Here is an 18,344-nt window from a genome sequence, read left to right as displayed (position 1 = left end):
GGGCGTTTAGCTCAGCTGGTTCAGAGCATCTGCCTTACAAGCAGAGGGTCGGCGGTTCGAATCCGTCAACGCCCACTCTTTCATAAAAATCATATATCATCGCATCCTTTAGAGGGTGCTTTTTTTGAAGGGCGTTTAGCTCAGCTGGTTCAGAGCATCTGCCTTACAAGCAGAGGGTCGGCGGTTCGAATCCGTCAACGCCCACTTCGGGAATAAAAAAGTCACATATTTTATGTGGCTTTTTTTAATGCTTTTCAACAAAATGAGTTCCTTCACATAATTTTCTAAGAAAATAAATCACGGATACCCACTATTCGTCAATAATAAACTTTAATTTCCGACTGTTTTCTTTATCCGAACAATAAAAATATAGAATAACTTAATAATGTATCGAAATTAATAGTATTTGAGCTAAAAATTATAGCAATAAAATTTAATCCTATTATTTTTGGAACATAATTCATCACACTAATATCCATCTGAAAATGAAAAAACACAGCCTATTATTATTCATCTTACTTATTTTAGTAACACAGACAAACAAAGCGGCAGATATAATCACATTAGAAACGCTCTTAGACGAAATGATTTCTTTTGATAATGTGACAAAATTTCCTATTTATATTTCGGGGCAACAATCCAGCTACGACCGAAAATCAAAAACACCCGGTAACGCAGATTGGTTTGCCAACAGCGACGGATTCGGATGGATAAGAACAGAAGAAAACAACGGAAGAACCGAGAAAGTATTGTTCGAGCAGTCGGCCCCGGGTGTAATTACTCGTATATGGCTTACAACGAATGAAAAAAATGGAACGATCCGCTTTTATTTCGATGGAAATAAAGAGCCAGACTGGGTAATCACAGGATACGACATGACCAAATTCGGGCTACCGTGTATAGGAAAAGGATTATGTCAGCCCCATACGAGTTACCAATCAGGAACAGATACACGAGGCGGTAGTACTTTTTTCATGCCCATCCCCTATAGTAAAAGTTGCAAAGTAACCTACGAAGATCCTAAATCGGATGTACCCAGGTATTACCATTTTAATTATCGGAAATATCCCGAAAACACACAGATCGAAACATTTTCTCAAGAAGTGGCCGACAGAGCTAAAGAGAAAATAATCCTCGTCAACAACCGTCTTTTAAATCCGCCCTCTTTTGGTGGCGGAGAAGTAATAAAAAAATGTCAGGCACTCTCTGAAAACAATTCTATCGAATGCGACCTCCCCACAGGTGTACATGCCGTGAGAAGACTAAATATTTCTGTAAAAAATATAGATAATGACATTTATCAGAAAATTATGCGTCAGATAGTTATTCAAGCTGAATTTGATGGAAAAAAAACAGTGTGGGTACCCCTCAGCGATTTTTCTGGAGCCGGTTATGGAGCACCCGCCGTTAAAAGTTGGTATATGACTGCCGATGGAAGAGGAAATATAGAAAGCCGATGGATAATGCCTTATAAAAAAAATGGCAAAATAAAAATTATAAACTATTCTAAATATGAAGTAGATGTGGATGTTACAATACATATCGGGGACATCGAGTGGGATGATAATACTTTATATTTTCATTCTTCATGGAAACAGGAAGTAAAAATACCGTTCTATCCTTATTATCAGCCGGAAAAATGTAAAGATTGGAATTTTGCATACATTACAGGAAAAGGAGTATTTGTGGGCGATGTGTTATCTTTGTTTAATCACGCACCAAGTTGGTATGGCGAAGGCGATGAAAAGATATGGGTAGATGACGAAACATTCCCTTCACATTTCGGAACCGGAACCGAGGACTATTACAATTCATCCTGGGCACCCGTAGTTCCCTTCGATACTCCTTTTGGAGGAGCTCCTCGTGCCGATCTTCCCAGCTCTCACGCTTATAACACTTTCTTCAGGACAAGAAATCTCGACGGTATTCCCTTTAATCATAAATTTAAATTCGACATAGAGATGATGGGATGGCAAGAAGGAAAATCGGATTATGCAACAACTATATACTGGTACGGTGAAAAAAATGCCGAACTAAATAATACCTCCGGAATAAATGAAGTACTACGTATTATGCCTGCAAATCCTAAAGATTTTAAATATCCTAACAGTGCAGAATTCGAGACAAAAAATCCGAGTGAAAAAACGTCAAGAATATCTATCGAAACACAAGATATGAGCGGTTACACGAACGATAGATGGAGTAATTGTGCACAAACTCTTTGCCGAAACGCACAAATCAACGACTATATTAAATACACATTCAGTGGTTTTAAAAATAAAAAATATCGAGTCATGATCAGAATGACAAAAGCTATCGATTACGGGATCGTATCAGTCAGTGTAAACAATAATATCCCTGTTGTGGTAGACTGTTATAATAATGGAGTTATTAATACGGGATCGATAAACTTAGGAGATTACATACCTCAAAACGGTAATTTTGAAATTACAATTAAATTAACCGGCAAAAATACAAGTTCTACAGGAACACTTATCGGATTAGATTGTATACAAATAGTAGAAACAAATTTCAAAATGGCCATGCGATAGATTTTGAATCATTAAACCTGATCGAGACCTTCATTTTTTCAATAAAACAGTTAAAAAAATGAGGACATACATCGCAGGTAAATAGTAAATAATAAGTATAATATATTGGATGCAAATATAAGAGATTACGTAATATTTAGGGCCTAAATGTCGACAATTATATATTCACTTTATACACTACAAAAGGGTATGATTCCGGCATTATTATTATCGCAGCAAAGATCTCTTAAAATTAACTCCTGTGTAGGCATCTCTAATTTGACATAATATAAATCTTAATGGAAAAATAATATTCTTATTAAAAGAAGAACGCTCTTTAAATATTTCGAAGGAAAAAATCCCGTCTGATTTTTCATCAGACGGGAAAAATATTTCAAATTATCTTCTTTCATCATATACTCCGAATTCTGCGATCGCAGGATAACTTCCCCGTGCCTCATCGATAAGAATACGTACCTGATTGCCCCAAACTCTGTCAAAACGGTGTATTTTCGCTTTTCTATCATTTCTCCCATTAAAAATGGTTTTCCAAACACCGTTTTCCTTATACTGAAGGCGATATTTTACGATACGATCGTTCCCTTTTTCCATAATTGTTATGGTATTAAAAGGCTTTTCCCGATCGAACGTTACCTGATACCACGGAGATTTTACAGCTGGATTAGAAATCCAAGCCGAACCGAAATTATCGTCATTCCCAAAATCCATAATTTCAGAATCATAACTCCAACTGGCCTCAGCTTTTTGTTTTTTAGCGATATTACTTGAGATAATCGGAGCATCGTAAACAGGGAGCTTTTCTAAAGGGCCCTCATTCTTCCACATTTTCCCTATCTCTTTCAGTGCCGCAACAGCATTATCATCGATCAGGCCATCGCGATTAGGTGCGGCATTAAGAATAAAATTACAATAAACTTTATTCATGGGAACTATATTTTCCTTTACCATTTTCACAGGATCCTTAACCGGAGAAGATGGGAAAGACTCTTTCCAGAACCACGAATTATTAAGCGGCAAGCACGATAAAGCAGGAAGTTTGTTACTATCCTTCGATATATGCTGCCCGGCATTCTGCTCATACGACTTAATATCGGTATAGTACAATGCTTCAGCCGGATATTTTGCCGAATTCAAATCCATTACCAAACAATTAGGCTGAATTGATTTTATTAAGCGGTAAATATCCTCAAAGGGTACTTCATCATACGAAATACGAGACCAGGGAGCATCCCAACCATCGATAATAACAGCCGTAATATCTCCGTAATTGGTCAACAACTCGGTTAATTGAGCCTTTATCATATCTACATCCTCAGGTGTCACCCATCCCGGTCGTATTTTGTGATGGGTATCGAGTATCGAATAATAAAGCATTACTTTCAGGCCTTCTTTACGAAATGCATCGGCATATTCTTTTACAACATCCCTTTTAAATTTGCTTTTCATAACATTGTAATCGGTCGTCTTAGTATCCCAAATACAAAATCCGCTATGATGCTTGGTCGTTAAGCAACCATAAGACATATTTGCCGACTTTGCAGCTTTTGCCCATTGCCGACAATCGAGTTTTGCCGGATAAAACGCGTCGGCCGGCATATCCGGGTCGGGCCAGTCGGCATTTGCGAAAGTAGGAATATTAAAATGAATGAACATTCCGAAACGCAAATCCACAAACTCCTGTTGTAACTGTGTAAGAGGTTTTACTGTTTGAGCGATACTACTACTCAATGAGAAAACGATGCCTAAAATTACGATAAGGCAAAGTCTTGATTTTTTCATCTGATCAGGTTTAAACGTTAATACTCAATACCCGCTAAATGTCAATCGGGCTTTCATTTAATTATGTGATGTGTTGCAAATTTAATAAAATAATAACAGCGAAAAATCGATACGCCACTCTATAAATTTTTATTATAGGTGTTTTTAAATCTTTCAATACTTTTATAATAAACATCCAAAATAATCATAACAGTTGCATGGCAATACGAGCACAGCCTTCGGCATCGGCAAGGGCATGATGGTGTAAGGTAAAATCGATACCCAAATAGCGACAAACAGTTGGTAAACGATAATTCTCTATTGCGGCCCGAGGGATTTTCTTCCGGGCCGTTTGCAATGTACAATAGAAAGGATGTTCCGGGAAACGAATACCGTAGGCCTCGAGAGTGGCTCTTAAAACGGTTTCATCAAAAGCTTTATTATGCGCTACAAAAGGGATATCACCCACTAACGGAAAAATCTCGTTCCATACCTCTGAAAAATCCGGGGCATTACAGGTATCATTATAATATATCCCGTGAATTTCTTCCGAAAAACGGCGTATATAATAATTGGGAAGAGGTTTTACCAGCCGGTATATACTCTGCTTTATCTCTCCGTCACGAACCACAACAATCCCTATCGAGCAAATACTTGTACGGTTGTAATTGGCAGTTTCGAAATCTATAGCAGCAAAATCTTTCATCCCATAAATATTTTATCAATTCCATCTATTCTTTTTGATATACCACCATACAAAGACAACAATTGCAGCCATAAGGGCCCAAGCCATTATGTAACCGTATTTCCATTCAAGTTCAGGCATAAATTTAAAATTCATACCCCACACACCCACAACAAAGGTAAGCGGAATAAATATCGTAGCGACGACTGTTAAACGCTTCATAATCTCATTCATTCTCAAATCGTTATTCGAAAAATAAAGATCGAGCAATGCATCTACCGACTCACGGCATATTTCTATCGACTGAATAATAAATAGCAAACGATCTTCGAGATCATTCAAATACACCTTATTTTCATCCCTTATCAAACGATTTTCATTATGCAGTAAATTTTTGAAATCATCTTTTAACGGAAGTATCGATTTTTTCAATTGTAAATTATCCCGACGATTCGCCTGTATACGTTTACCGAAATCATTAGGAATATCTCCGCCAACTACGACTTCTTCCATAATTTCGATATTATCCTCGAGTGTAGCCAAAACATCTATATAATTTCCCAAAACATTATTGGCAAGCAGAAAAAATAAATAATCGGCTGAACGGGAACGTACTTTAGCAACATTTTTCCCAATTGCCTGCACTACATTATCGAATAAAGGCAAGACCGATTCCTGAAAGGAAAAAACATAATCCTCTCCAAGAACCATATATATATGTTCCTGCTGAAGTTCTTTTGCTTCGTTAAAATAAAATGTATTGATAACTAGGATCGTCTTATCATCATAAGGCTCTATTTTGGCTATATGCTGGCTGGTAAATATATCTTGTATATCGGGGGCATGCAATCCGAGGCTCTCCCCCATCTTTACAATGAGAGCCGTATCGGAAAGACCGGAAATATGTACCCAGTTCACCTCATTTTTATGAAAATAATTTTTCGGATCATCCTGTACTTTTAAATCGTGTACCGAAAACGTTGATTCGTTATACTGAATCAGTTTCACATGCGTCTCCTCTTTCCAATCTCCGGTATATACATATTCATCGATCAAAAGGTCATTCTTAGTCCCTTTTCTTTTTTTTCTAAGATTTGAAGATTGTTTATGCATATTACTATCTATTTTACAAAACGATAATTACCCGAACCAGTTTCTACGACCCAATAATCGCGATCTTTATAAACATTCCGCATTCCGTCTTGTCGATTAATTTCTCTGCAAAATTTTATCGGAACACGTATGACTGCTGAGGTATTCCCCGGTATTGTTACTTTCCAATCGAAAACAGTTTCCGATTTCCTCCATTCACTTTTTATTTCACCCGAAACAGACGAATAAGATGCTTTTACATAATCTAACCCCTCGGGAAAGCATGGAGCCATTTCTATTTTACGGAACCCGACTGTGTGTTCCGTACATTTTATACCGGCCAGGTTTTCATAATACCAAATAATAAGATCCCCCAACAACATAACATGGTTAGCCGAATTCATCGCTGGGTCGGCTGTATCACCATTCCACAACTCCCATATCGTAGTCGCTCCTTTTTTAACCATGTATCCCCAACTGGGATAAGTATCATTTACGGCTAATTTATAAGCAAGATCTTCTGCCCCATTATCCGTGAGGCCTCGCATCAAATGTTGAATACCAACGACTCCGGTACTGATATGTCCACCGAATTCTTGCTGAGTTTTCTTTATAATATTTTCAAAAACCCGTTCCTCATGCCCTGCCGGTACCAATCCCAACCTAAGGGAAAGGAGGTTAGCCGTTACCGTATTATTACCGTACGATGCGGTATGAATATCGAAAAACATTTTATTATATGCTTTTTTTATCGAATCGGCTAACAAGAGATACTCTTCTCCGTCTGCTTCGTTACCGGTCATACGCGCAAATTTGTCCATCAAATGCAAAAGATCATAAAATACACAGGTGCTGAGAATACGTCCGTCTGTTTTTCTCGATGGATCTTTTGAATGAATCAATTCTTGTGATTCGGGAGGCATACACCAGTCACCGAACTGATCCCGGACAACAATTCCATCTTTAATTCCTACTTTACGAATATGCTCTATCCAACGTTTCATCGAACCATAATGTTCTTCGATCCCGCTTTTATCTCCATATTGACGATACAACATATCAGCAATGTAAAAATAAGCCGAAGGCCAAGTCACATCATCGAAATACAATTTCCAGTAACAAGGAGATACGTCAGAAATACTTCCAGACGGTAACTGCGAATCTTCTATATCCTGCAACCATTTTTTATACAACAATGCATTTCCAAAAACAAAGCTTTCACCATACGAGCCGGTCGCCCGATCTCCAAGCCATCCCAATCTCTCATCGCGTTGCGGGCAATCGGTAGGCATCCCCCGGTAATTTCCTCGTATTCCCCAATAAGCATTTCGATAAATACGATTTATCATTTCGTTCGAAGTCTCGAAAGATCCCGTAGTCTCCATCTCATCATAAATCACTTTTCCTTTCAAAGCCGAAAGTGAAGGTATTTTCTTTACTCCTTTTATTTCGACATAACGAAAACCGTGATAAACAAAGGACGGTTCCCACGTAAACGAACCGTTTTTTGCCGGGATATAAAGGTTTCTGGCTCTTGCCGTACGCAAATTATCGATATAAAGGCTTCCATCATCTTTCAAAGTTTCAGCAAACCTAAAAGATACAGGCTCCCCGGCCTTACCCGACAATGTTACTTGTAAACGGCCTACCATATTCTGCCCCATGTCCACAATATAAGTATCGTCAGCGACTAGCTTAACCGAAACCGGACTTATTTCTTCCATCACTTTTATACAGGGAGTAGCCTGAGCACATAATTTACCTCCAGGAGATTGCATTATATCGGCAAATTCCCAACCTGAGTCATTATAACCGGCTTTATCCCAACCGGCAAACTCTTTCCGGGCATCATATTCCTCACCATCGAATTCATTATTAGCGATAACAGGCCCCTGAGAACTCGCTCTCCACGAATTGTCGGAGACGACTCTTCCGAAAGTTCCGTCATCATACTCGATTTCTAACCGAGCTTTTAACCGGGGTAATCCATAGCCTTCCATACCCGGCATCAGCCCAAAATACCGCCCGTTACCTAACACGACCGCAAGGGCATTACATCCCTTACCAATCATCCCAGTGACATCGTAAACGTTATAATAAGTCTTTACCGTATAATGAGCTGGAGCCGGAGAAAGAACAGCGTCACCTATACGAATCCCATTCAAATAAGCTTCGTAAGACCCCAGTCCACAAATATACAAAACGGCTCTCGACACTTTCTTTCGGGCATCAAATTCCTTTCTCAAATATCTTGCAGCCAAACGAGTATGTCCATCCCGAGTTTCTCCGTGATTCATCATTTTATTCACACCGATCCAATCAGCCTGCCAGTCATAGCCATCCCCCAATCCCGTCGACCATTTCTTTACATCGCTCCAGTCCGTTCTTCCTTGGTTGGTTTTCACTCTTACTTTCCAATAATAATCTTTACCCGGAGAAAGAGGTTTACCCGCATAGGGAATAAACAACATATTATCGGAAAATACTTCACCCGAATCCCATAACAGATTTTCCTGTTTTTTAAGATCGGAAGGATTTTCAGCAACAACAATCCGATAAGATTTTTGAACCAGCCCGGGGTTGTGAGAAGACAACTGCCACATAAACCTCGGTGTTTTTATCTCCAGGCCCAATGGTTCATTCTGCATCTCTACTCGTAAATTTTTCAACTTCACTCCTGCCGTTGCCAAACTAGGCAAAACAACCGACATTCCCGTACATAATACAATTAACATGTATTTTACAATACGACGCATCATCATGAATATTTTTTAAGATCGAAAACCTTTTATCAAGGAATTATTATTTTAGTAGTATATACTCTCAACGGCGTTTTCACTTTTACTATATATATTCCCGAAGAATTAATGGTCAGCTCGTTAAGGCCATCCCATAAACGTTGTCCGAGTATTGCCCTACCCGAGAGATCGAAAATTTGGAGATAAGAACCCTCCGGAGCATCGACAATCGTAAGTACATTACCCGACGCTACATACACACTCAGGTTATCTGCAAACTCTACATTCACTGAAGACGAACCGTCAAAATCCTCTCCCTTTTTATTTCCCCAAATATATTCTGCCAGTTGCGGATAATCGATAAACGGGTTACGATTCCCTTGTATCTTATATACAGCATTATTCCGATCGATCTCTTTTTTACTTACAGGATCTTCACGGCTCCATTCGAGCAACATATTCATAGCCCACTCGGTAAAAGCAGGATAAGCAGTCCCATCGAGCATATCACTACTCCAATTATACAAGTAGTCTTCATAACAGGTCACCATATAAAAATAAGTACGGGCAAAATCGCCTTTATATATATCATTCGGTTCGAAAACATCTCCTGAATATCCCGGATAAATACAAGCCCCCCAACGACTGAAATTCTGATACGAACCGGTTGCCGAAGACCCTACCTCACCGAAAGGATCATTCCCCCTCATCCCATTCACTTTACCATCGGTCGGATATAGATGATTCAAGTCGGTATACATAGGATATTCGTCATTAAACCAACTTTTGGGAAAGGAGTGCTCGCGGTTATAACAATCTCCTTCTTTTTTATAATTACCGCACTGGTTTTTCTGAAAAGTATAATTCGTAAGACTCGAATACATGTCCCATATTTTACCATCTTCCCGCAAATCGGTCTTATCAAAGGCCGACCACAGTTCTTTATAGGTCAACTCGGTATGCCTAAAAACTATCTTTCCCATAGCCGTTTTCAATTCCCGATCCGCTTTTCCGACCGCACTTTCGTAATAACCGTCGGGAATCTGAGCTGAAATAGATAAAGAAACGAAAAATAAAATTACATTTAGTAGATGTCTTTTCATACAAAACTTTTTATTTAGTTGTTAAGGAATTGAGATTAGGTATTAAGAAAATCAAAGTTAAACAAATAAAACTTACACTGGCACGACAAAACAATATTTTAACGAAAATGTCATTTGCCTTTTTTATATATTCAAGCCACACTCGCTTTTAATAAACATCCTAAAAAATAATAATGGATACATACAATATGCCCGGACTGGAAACAACTGTTAACCAAGTCCGGGCACAAAAAATATATTTACAAAAGGATATTTTTAAATCTGTTACCTAATCATTAGCCAGTTCAAGATTTCCTTTAAAACCACGCTTCTTATCTTTATAAATTTGATATCGGTAAGCAAAACAAGCGGTAATGAAATATACTCCGGTGAGTATCCACAAATTTATAAACGGTTCTCTCACCTCGCTTATACTGGCTCCGGCAGTATTGATACCGACAAATCCTTCGATACCCCATGTAGAAGGAATAATAGAGCCGATGGCTTTCCAAAACGCAGGCATGGCATACCTCGGCCACGTAATGCCCGAAATAAATAAAAACAACAACGAAGTAAAAACAAATAACAGGAAAGACGTCTCCCGCTCTCTCACAAAAACCGATAATGTCATTGCAAAAAAGACCGAAGATAACAAGAAGGGAGCCATAAATGCATATATCTCCCATTGGTTGCCCAACTGAGGGAACCTAAACATCCACGGGACTACATGTAATATATATACCGTTGGAATAATATATAAACTATAATAACAAATCGCTTTGCCAAGCACAATGTGCATCACATTATTGTGCATGCGTTCTCTACCTGAATAATAACGATGCAATTTTTTATGCTCATATACACCTCCGGCAAGCATACCTATTCCTAATATAAGGCTCTGTTGCAGAATAAGCACAAGAATAGCAGGAATAAGGAACGAACCGAATCCCGACTCCGGGTTATATAACGTAATCGAGCTATAAGGTATCGGGGCCGTAGCCATATCGGCCTGTTCGGCCGTAGCCCCCCCCAAGGCTTCTATTTGAAGTTGAGTCCCCATATCCATGGTTACATCGGTAAGCGCAATAAGAAATCCTTTATAATTGAGCAAAATGCTCATATCGGAATAAAATGTAACAACACCCTGTTCACCTCTCATAATTCGACGTTCGAAATCTTCGGGAATAAGCATAATTCCATAGCACTTCTTTTCATACATCAAGTGCTTAGCCTCATCCAAATTAGCACAATAAGATATGACTTTCGCATTGGGAGACGCATCCATATGCCTCGCAAGCTCACGACTGAGAGGAGTACGTGCATTATCTATTACCACCATAGGCACATCACGAACCAACTCGGGATTATATATTAAGGCATATAACAAAGGATAAGCGAAAGGAAGTGCAAAAAAGAATAATAAAACTCCGACGTCACGAAAAACCGCGACATATTCTTTTCTCCATATATAACATATATCGAAGAATCCTTCTTTTATCTGCTTTATTTTTTCTGATAATTTCATAATAAAAATTTTATTATTCTTTTCCCGATATTTAGGGTACATATACCTGACGCTGTAATGCCTTCTTAAGTCGCGGCAACAAGGGTAACGAAGCCACAGCAAAGAGTAATAAAGCCATATAGTGCATTCTCGAATAATACAAAGGGATACCGTTAAGAGCCTGATCGGCATAAATCAGAAAATAATGACGTAACGGAAATATATTGGTCAACAACCGGAACGGTGCATACATAGCCGGCACCGGAAATGAAAACCCGGTAATCGAGATCGCAATAATCCCAAATAAACCCGCAATACTGAGACCGACCCTCAAAGAAGGGGCAATACTCATCATAATAACCGCATAACTTTGTGCCGCAATAACAAAAAGCAACATACCTCCTAACATAGGCCAGATGCCATTATGCAGTGGAAAATGCCAGTATCCGTATAACATCGACTGGCAAAGAGCGCCTACAATGAAAAATATAATAGTCTGGGGAAGCAATTTCCCAGTCATAGCCAATATAATAGAGTTATCGGCCGTTCGGAGCCATTGCCGCGAAGTACCATGTTTTATCTCTATGCCTATGGTAAATACAGTCGTCAACAAAATAAGTAATTGCAACATACCGGGTATAAATGTATTATTCAGATAAACCGAATAATTCAACCAGGGATTTCCTAAGCCATGCATATCGGTATTTACCGGCAATAACTGCGGCATGATCTCATAATCATAATCGCCCTGAGCCAACAAAGTCTGCTGCACGATCGCTCCGGATGCAAGTACCGACATAGTCTTAAAACCTTTATACAAGAGTGAACCCGGAATATAATAAGCGTTATTGGTATAAAACGATATTTCAGGCTGACGGCCGGCCATAGCCTTTGCTTCAAATCCTTCAGGAATAACCAAAAAACCATATATCTTCCCTTGTTGCAGGGCTATTCTCGCTTCGGTATAACTATTCGGGAGGATGTTTACATGTGTAAGGCTCATCGAATTGAGTTGCCTGATAAAATTACGGGATGCCGGTGAATGATCGAGATCGACCACAGCGGTAGGTAACGAATTAGGCAAGCCTTCATCCATCAATGTCAGTAAAAATATATAACTGATCAGGGGTGCTACTATTAGGCACAGGATATATATTGGGCGAGAAGCCAGCCGCCGCATCTCCCGCACCATCACCCGCCAAATCACTTTCCCTTCTGTCTTAATCGATAACATTTGTTCTTTTTTTTACAGGAAGCAAATACTTCCTTCTTCATTGATTCAGTCTTTGATAAGTACCGACATTCCCGGACGGAAATTCTCGATCCTCTGTGTTGGACGTGCCTTAATTTCGAAAGTTTTTGCATCATATTGTCCCGTTACTTTCGTTGCCCTCCACACAGCATAAGTTCCCAGGTCTTTAATATAATATATTTTCAATGTCACCTCCTTGTTTCCTAACGCCGGAATCGTCGCCTTCAACTCTTTCCCCATCGTCAAATCTTTCAGCAATTCTTCTCGAACATTAAATGTAACCCACATTTTATTCAAGTCGAGGACATTCATAATAGGAGCCCCGGTTCCTACCAACTCACCTACATTCGGAAAAATATCTGAAATTTCTCCGTCAGAAGGAGCGATAAGATAAGAGTCGGCCAATACCGATTCTACCTGCGCGACACTTCCTTTAGCAGCCTCAACCATGGCAGCCGCCGCTTCTTTATCTTCTATCTGAGCACCGGTTTTTGCCATTTCATACTGCGACCTTGCAGCCCTTTCGGTAGCAGCCATAGCTTTATAATTAGCCTCAGCCTCATCTCGTTTCTGAGCAGAAACTACCCCTTTATTATAAAGGGCCTGCATACGATCATACGATTTTTTAGCAATGTTAAGTCCGGCCAAAGCCTTCTGCCACATATCGTGGGCGGAATTAATCACTTCAATACGAGCACCTTTATCTACTTTCATGTTCTGCGCCTTATATACACTCTCCATAGCAGCCGCTTGCATGAGTTTAGCTTCGGCATCTGATGAAAATATACGTACCAGCGTATCGCCTTTATTAACATGCTGCCCTTCTTCTACCATAAATTCTACTACACGTCCCGGCAATTTACCGGAAACCCGTATTTGAGTCGCTTCAGCCTGTCCCTGTATGATTTCGGGAGCTGGTTTCAACATAAAAAATCCGATAAGAGCCAATATCAGGATAACAATAATCAGCGCAACCAGCCCGATAGCGAGGCTTTTTTCTTTTTTTCTTTGAGGAGTATCCATTGTTATTATATTTTTTGCGTTTTTATATTCATTCGTTATTCTATTTCAGCATCCCGGTTGCCTTTTCGAGATATACATTGCACAAGCGAACATCGATTTCAGCATCGATCTTTTCCGATTGGGCTTGTAACCATGCCGTCTGCGCTTCGAGTAAATTATCGGCCGTAAGAACACCTTCTTCAAATCCGAGCTGCGCATTACGCAAATTCTCTTCGGCTTTCTCCATATTACGGCGGGTCATGTCCAATTTTTTATTCGCCTCGGTCACTTTAAAAGCAGCCTGGTTCACCTGTAATTCTATCATTTCTTTAGCATCGCTCAATTCGAGCATAGCTATATTTCTCTCAGCTTTTGCCGACTGCAACTTATAATAATTTTTCCCCCAATGAAAAATAGGGATCTTAACCATTACCCCGACATTAAAAAGTCCGTCGAATTTCTTCGAAAAGCCATTCAACAAATTCGGATTAGAGATTAAGTAGCTACCCGTAAGAGCAACATTAGGCAACATTTCGGACCGTACGACATTCTGTTTTTTACGATAAATTTCAGTCGCCAACGTCAAACTTTTTATTTCACTCCGGTTGGCATATACCTCATCCATATTAAAAACGGGAACTTTAGTTTCGGCCACAGGAACCATATTTTCATCGGCAAGTGAATACTGCAAATCTATCGGTAATCCGCATAACTGCGCAAGAACCATTTTCGAAAGGCTAAGACCGTCTTCCACCTTAGTTAAGGTAATTTGTGCTTCATTCAGTTTTACCGCAACCGTAAGGCCGTCCGATTTTGTCGCTACGCCTTCCTCGATCATCGCCTCGACGTTTTTATTCAAAGTATCGAGAAGATTCACATAACTCACTGCCAGTTTTTCTTTATATACTAAAGATACGACTTGCCAGTAAGCCTCATCGACTCTGAAAATTATATCCTTCAATGCTGTATTTTTTTGTGAAAGAGCTAATTCTTCAGCATATTTGGTAATCTGGTTGTAAGCCCTTATCTTACCGCCCATATAAATAGGCTGGGTAAGTGTTACCGCCCCGGCAAACAAATTGGTATTATCGGTACGGAAAGCATCGACTATCGAAGTACCGATACCATTTAACGGACCGGCAATATCGATCCCCAGCAAAGGAGAGAGAATCTGTGCCAATTGCGGATTGGCAGCAATAATAGGTCCCAGAACATTTTGTGCCTGCCCTTGCAAATTAGTACCAAGATTCGACAATTCCGCTTTTTGTTTGTCATTTAAAAGAGAAATTTCCTTAGAACTATACAAATACGTACCCATTACATCAATCCCCGGCAAGTAATTGGCAAATGCCGATTTTTTATCATAACCCGCCGCTTTTATCTTTTCATCGGCAATGCGTATCTGTTTATTATTGCGAATTGCCATATTTCGGCAAGAATCGAGAGAAAGTACCTTTTGTCCCATTACCTGGCCAAAACAGGCAACCAATAAACATAGGGTGATCGTTTTTTTCATTCTGCTCATTATTTGTTAAGATGTCTCTTAATTTTTCGACTTTTAGATATACATGCAATAATTGCATAAACAATCTTTTTCTGTTAAAAAAAATAGCGACTTTGCAGCCCTATTTCATCGCTGCAAATATATAGTTACCTGTTTAAAATAACAAGAATTCTATATACTTAGTTTTTAATATTTATTGTTTTTTTAAACTTACATCATGAAAAGAGAATGTAGAACGGTCTTCTACCTTTTAGCACCCCTAAAAAACAGGCCATACGTTTAAGAACGTATGGCCCGAGGTTATGGCTATCTCCTGATAACAGAAGATTATTTTTTTAATTCGAACGATTTGCTACCGATCATATAATTATCGGCAAATATATCTACCCGGTAATTTCCGGGATAAAGAAATTCCTCTACTTGCCAAAAAATACAAAGATTCATTTCTTCTCCATCATACTCGATCAACTTGCGACTCGAGTAATTTATATCTTTATCCTCATAATGGAATACAGCGGAACGATCCTTCACCAAGACGTCCCCATCGGGTTTAACTATACGTATATAAATATATTTTTCACCTACTTCGGCGGTAATGTTTTTGCCGATTGTAAAACAAACTTTCAACTGATCGGTCTTAGAGATACGTGATACGACTTTTCCCCGGCTATTTATGGGAGTAACAGATATACCCACTGCATCGAGTTTCGATGCCAGTGTAACCTGATGACTCAGCTGTTCCTTATCTTTCTGTAACTGAGAAGCTGTTTGTGCGACACGCTGATATTTTTCGGTAACCGTTTTGTTCTCTTTTTGGAGTTTCTGATTTAAAGAATTCAACGAATCGATCTGAATGATATAATTCCTCATTACACTACGCAGAGTCGCTAATTCACGCTTCAACTCATTAATTCGAGCCGAATTGGTAGATTTTACCGTACGCAATTCTTCGAGTAAACGCTGTACTTTCATTTTTTCGGCATCGAGTTTTTCCACCAACGAATCGTTATTCAGCAAAATCTTTCCACCTTCGTACTGGTCATACTGAAAAGCTAAATCGGCATATTCTTTTTCGAGCGCGTCTTTTTCTTTTTCGAGTTCGACCTGGGTTTTGAATTCAACCATTTCGGTATGCTGACGGTAAATATAATAACCGGCTCCGGCAAGAATAACAACCAAAGCCCCCACGATTACCCACACAGTATAATTCTTCTTCATATGATCAATTCTATCTAAGCAACATTAATCTCATTACAGAACGGCCACAAAGGTACGTTTTTTGTATTTCATTATCAATGCATATTAGATTTTTTAAGGTTATCTTTCTGTCGCGCCAACAAATATAATACAACGAAATGGAACACCTGTTATCTTTCTTTTCACATCAGCCGTTTCACATTTAACTATAAATACTTATCTTTGCCCAATCTATCGATTTTAAACATGTAAATGTAAAAACGTGAAAAAAATACTTTTATTTTTGGGGAATCATCCCATTATAAAAAACTTGATTTTCATTTTTATAACCATGATAGTTCTGGTAGCTATCTTGTTATATTGGCTTAATATATACACACAACACGGCAAATCGGTAACCGTACCCAACGTTCAACGTTTATCGGTACAGGATGCAGCCCCGATACTCGCACATAATCATTTACGGTACGAGATCATCGACTCGATATATGTATCGGGAGCGGCTCCCGGCAGCATCCTCGAGCAAATCCCCCAAGAAGGACTAAAAGTAAAAGAAGGCCGTACGATATTTCTTACCATAAACGCAACCTCAGCACGAAAAATTTCCATACCGGATGTCAAAGATATGTCGTTGAGACAAGCTTCAGCGCTGCTCATCGCACAAGGTTTTCCCGAGCCCGATATACAATATGTCTCTTCTGAATATAAAGATCTTGTTTTGGGTGTGAGTTTAAACGGAAAAAATATGGAAAGAGGAGCTAAACTAAGTGCCGATACACATCTTACCCTACTCGTAGGTGATGGTTATGCCGTCTCTCCTGCCGATAGTCTTTTAAACGATTCGCTTTCTACACAGACCGAGGAGGGCTGGCTCGAATAAGATGGAGGAAAAGACCAACAAAGAAGAAGAATTATTAGACGATACCGAGCTCATCGATGAAGAGCTTCCGGGCCTGTATGAACATTATCGGTTTGTGGCCGACAAAGGTCAGACCTTACTCCGCATAGATAAATTTCTGACTGCACGTATCGAACATGTATCCCGTAATCGCATACAAATGGCCGCCGAGGCAGGGTGTATACTTGTAAACGGTAAACCGGTAAAATCGAACTATCGTGTAAAACCGGCCGATACGGTCTCGATCGTTATGGACCGCCCCAAATACGAACTCGAAATCATCCCCGAAGACATCCCTTTAAATATCGTATATGAAGACAACGAATTGCTGGTAGTGAATAAGCCGGCAGGACTTGTCGTACATCCTGGTCACGGGAACTATTCAGGAACTCTCGTAAACGCTTTGGCATACCACTTTCGTAATCATCCCGATTTCGATGTCTCCGATCCTCGTCTCGGACTTGTACACCGTATCGACAAAGACACTTCGGGACTCTTGGTTATCGCTAAAACACCCGAAGCAAAAACCCATTTAGGGACACAATTCTTCAACAAAACCACTCAACGAAAATATCTTGCAGTGGTATGGGGAGTTCCACCGGAAGATGAAGGCCGTATAGAAGGGAATATAGGTCGCAGCCTGAAAGACCGGTTACAAATGGCTGTTTTCCCCGATGGAGATCACGGAAAAACGGCTGTTACTCATTATAAAGTCATTGAAAAAATGGGATATGTGTCTACGGTAGAATGTCGTCTCGAAACCGGACGTACCCATCAAATCAGGGTACACATGAAATATATCGGGCATCCCCTATTCAATGATGCTCGTTATGGGGGTAACGAGATACTGAAAGGAACTACTTTTACGAAGTATAAACAATTTGTAAATAATTGTTTCAGTATTTGCCCTCGTCAGGCTCTACATGCCCGCACGCTGGGTTTCGTACATCCTAAAACAGGGAAAGAAATGTTTTTCGATTCAGAAATACCCGAAGACATGGGTCAATTGATCGAAAAATGGAGAAATTATATGATAAACAGAGAAATTTCCTGATATTTCAGGAGGATATATCAATTTTT

13 protein-coding genes and 2 tRNA genes are annotated in these 18,344 nt (G+C 39.4%); 5 read left to right on the top strand and 10 right to left on the bottom strand.

Annotated elements, in window-relative coordinates; translation table 11 throughout:
- The 3 genes from NMU02_RS10975 (at nt 1) to NMU02_RS10965 (ending at nt 2,552) form a co-directional block, all read left to right on the top strand.
- Nucleotides 1-75, top strand: a tRNA-Val gene (locus NMU02_RS10975).
- Nucleotides 76-129: 54 nt separating this feature from the next.
- Nucleotides 130-204 (top strand) — tRNA-Val (locus tag NMU02_RS10970).
- A gap of 281 nt (nt 205-485) precedes the next feature.
- Nucleotides 486-2,552, top strand: a complete 2,067-nt coding sequence (locus NMU02_RS10965; RefSeq protein WP_255027937.1) for a DUF2961 domain-containing protein — start codon at nt 486-488, stop codon at nt 2,550-2,552.
- A gap of 378 nt (nt 2,553-2,930) precedes the next feature.
- Here the strand turns inward: NMU02_RS10965 and NMU02_RS10960 are convergent, their stop codons facing one another.
- The 10 genes from NMU02_RS10960 to NMU02_RS10915 form a co-directional block, all read right to left on the bottom strand.
- The gene (locus NMU02_RS10960; protein ID WP_255027936.1) at nt 2,931-4,331 is read right to left on the bottom strand and encodes an alpha-L-fucosidase; all 1,401 of its coding nucleotides are present in this window, start codon (nt 4,329-4,331) and stop codon (nt 2,931-2,933) included.
- 184 nt (nt 4,332-4,515) lie between these two features.
- Nucleotides 4,516-5,016, bottom strand: a complete 501-nt coding sequence (locus tag NMU02_RS10955) for a 3'-5' exonuclease (RefSeq protein ID WP_255027935.1) — start codon at nt 5,014-5,016, stop codon at nt 4,516-4,518.
- Between the two features lie 15 nt (nt 5,017-5,031).
- Nucleotides 5,032-6,108 (bottom strand): magnesium/cobalt transporter CorA, encoded by a 1,077-nt coding sequence (corA, locus tag NMU02_RS10950; protein WP_255027934.1) that lies wholly within the window; start codon nt 6,106-6,108, stop codon nt 5,032-5,034.
- A gap of 8 nt (nt 6,109-6,116) precedes the next feature.
- Nucleotides 6,117-8,843: an alpha-L-rhamnosidase gene (locus tag NMU02_RS10945; protein ID WP_435522040.1), complete on the bottom strand. Its 2,727-nt coding sequence runs from the start codon at nt 8,841-8,843 to the stop codon at nt 6,117-6,119.
- A 35-nt stretch (nt 8,844-8,878) separates the two neighbouring features.
- A complete protein-coding gene (locus NMU02_RS10940) occupies nt 8,879-9,928 on the bottom strand; it encodes an endonuclease (protein WP_255027933.1) in 1,050 nt (349 codons plus the stop codon).
- Nucleotides 9,929-10,196: 268 nt separating this feature from the next.
- Nucleotides 10,197-11,432: an ABC transporter permease gene (locus NMU02_RS10935; protein ID WP_255027932.1), complete on the bottom strand. Its 1,236-nt coding sequence runs from the start codon at nt 11,430-11,432 to the stop codon at nt 10,197-10,199.
- 31 nt (nt 11,433-11,463) lie between these two features.
- Nucleotides 11,464-12,645: an ABC transporter permease gene (locus tag NMU02_RS10930; protein WP_255027931.1), complete on the bottom strand. Its 1,182-nt coding sequence runs from the start codon at nt 12,643-12,645 to the stop codon at nt 11,464-11,466.
- A gap of 45 nt (nt 12,646-12,690) precedes the next feature.
- Nucleotides 12,691-13,686: an HlyD family secretion protein gene (locus NMU02_RS10925; RefSeq protein WP_255027930.1), complete on the bottom strand. Its 996-nt coding sequence runs from the start codon at nt 13,684-13,686 to the stop codon at nt 12,691-12,693.
- Between the two features lie 40 nt (nt 13,687-13,726).
- Nucleotides 13,727-15,181, bottom strand: a complete 1,455-nt coding sequence (locus NMU02_RS10920) for a TolC family protein (protein ID WP_255027929.1) — start codon at nt 15,179-15,181, stop codon at nt 13,727-13,729.
- Between the two features lie 315 nt (nt 15,182-15,496).
- Entirely contained in the window at nt 15,497-16,387 is an 891-nt protein-coding gene (locus NMU02_RS10915; protein WP_255027928.1) for a taxilin, read from the bottom strand.
- 241 nt (nt 16,388-16,628) lie between these two features.
- Between NMU02_RS10915 and NMU02_RS10910 the strand changes: the two genes are divergently transcribed.
- Together NMU02_RS10910 and NMU02_RS10905 are read left to right on the top strand one after the other, a co-directional pair.
- Entirely contained in the window at nt 16,629-17,246 is a 618-nt protein-coding gene (locus NMU02_RS10910) for a PASTA domain-containing protein (protein ID WP_255027927.1), read from the top strand.
- A gap of 1 nt (nt 17,247) precedes the next feature.
- Nucleotides 17,248-18,318, top strand: coding sequence for an RluA family pseudouridine synthase (locus tag NMU02_RS10905; protein ID WP_255027926.1), 1,071 nt, complete (start codon nt 17,248-17,250; stop codon nt 18,316-18,318).
- The last annotated feature ends 26 nt before the right edge of the window (nt 18,319-18,344 follow it).

It is taken from the genome of Coprobacter tertius (assembly GCF_024330105.1).
In the GTDB taxonomy this organism is placed as follows: domain Bacteria; phylum Bacteroidota; class Bacteroidia; order Bacteroidales; family Coprobacteraceae; genus Coprobacter; species Coprobacter tertius.
Note: the sequence above shows the minus strand (reverse complement) of the source record. Positions and strands in the feature narration are given on the sequence as shown.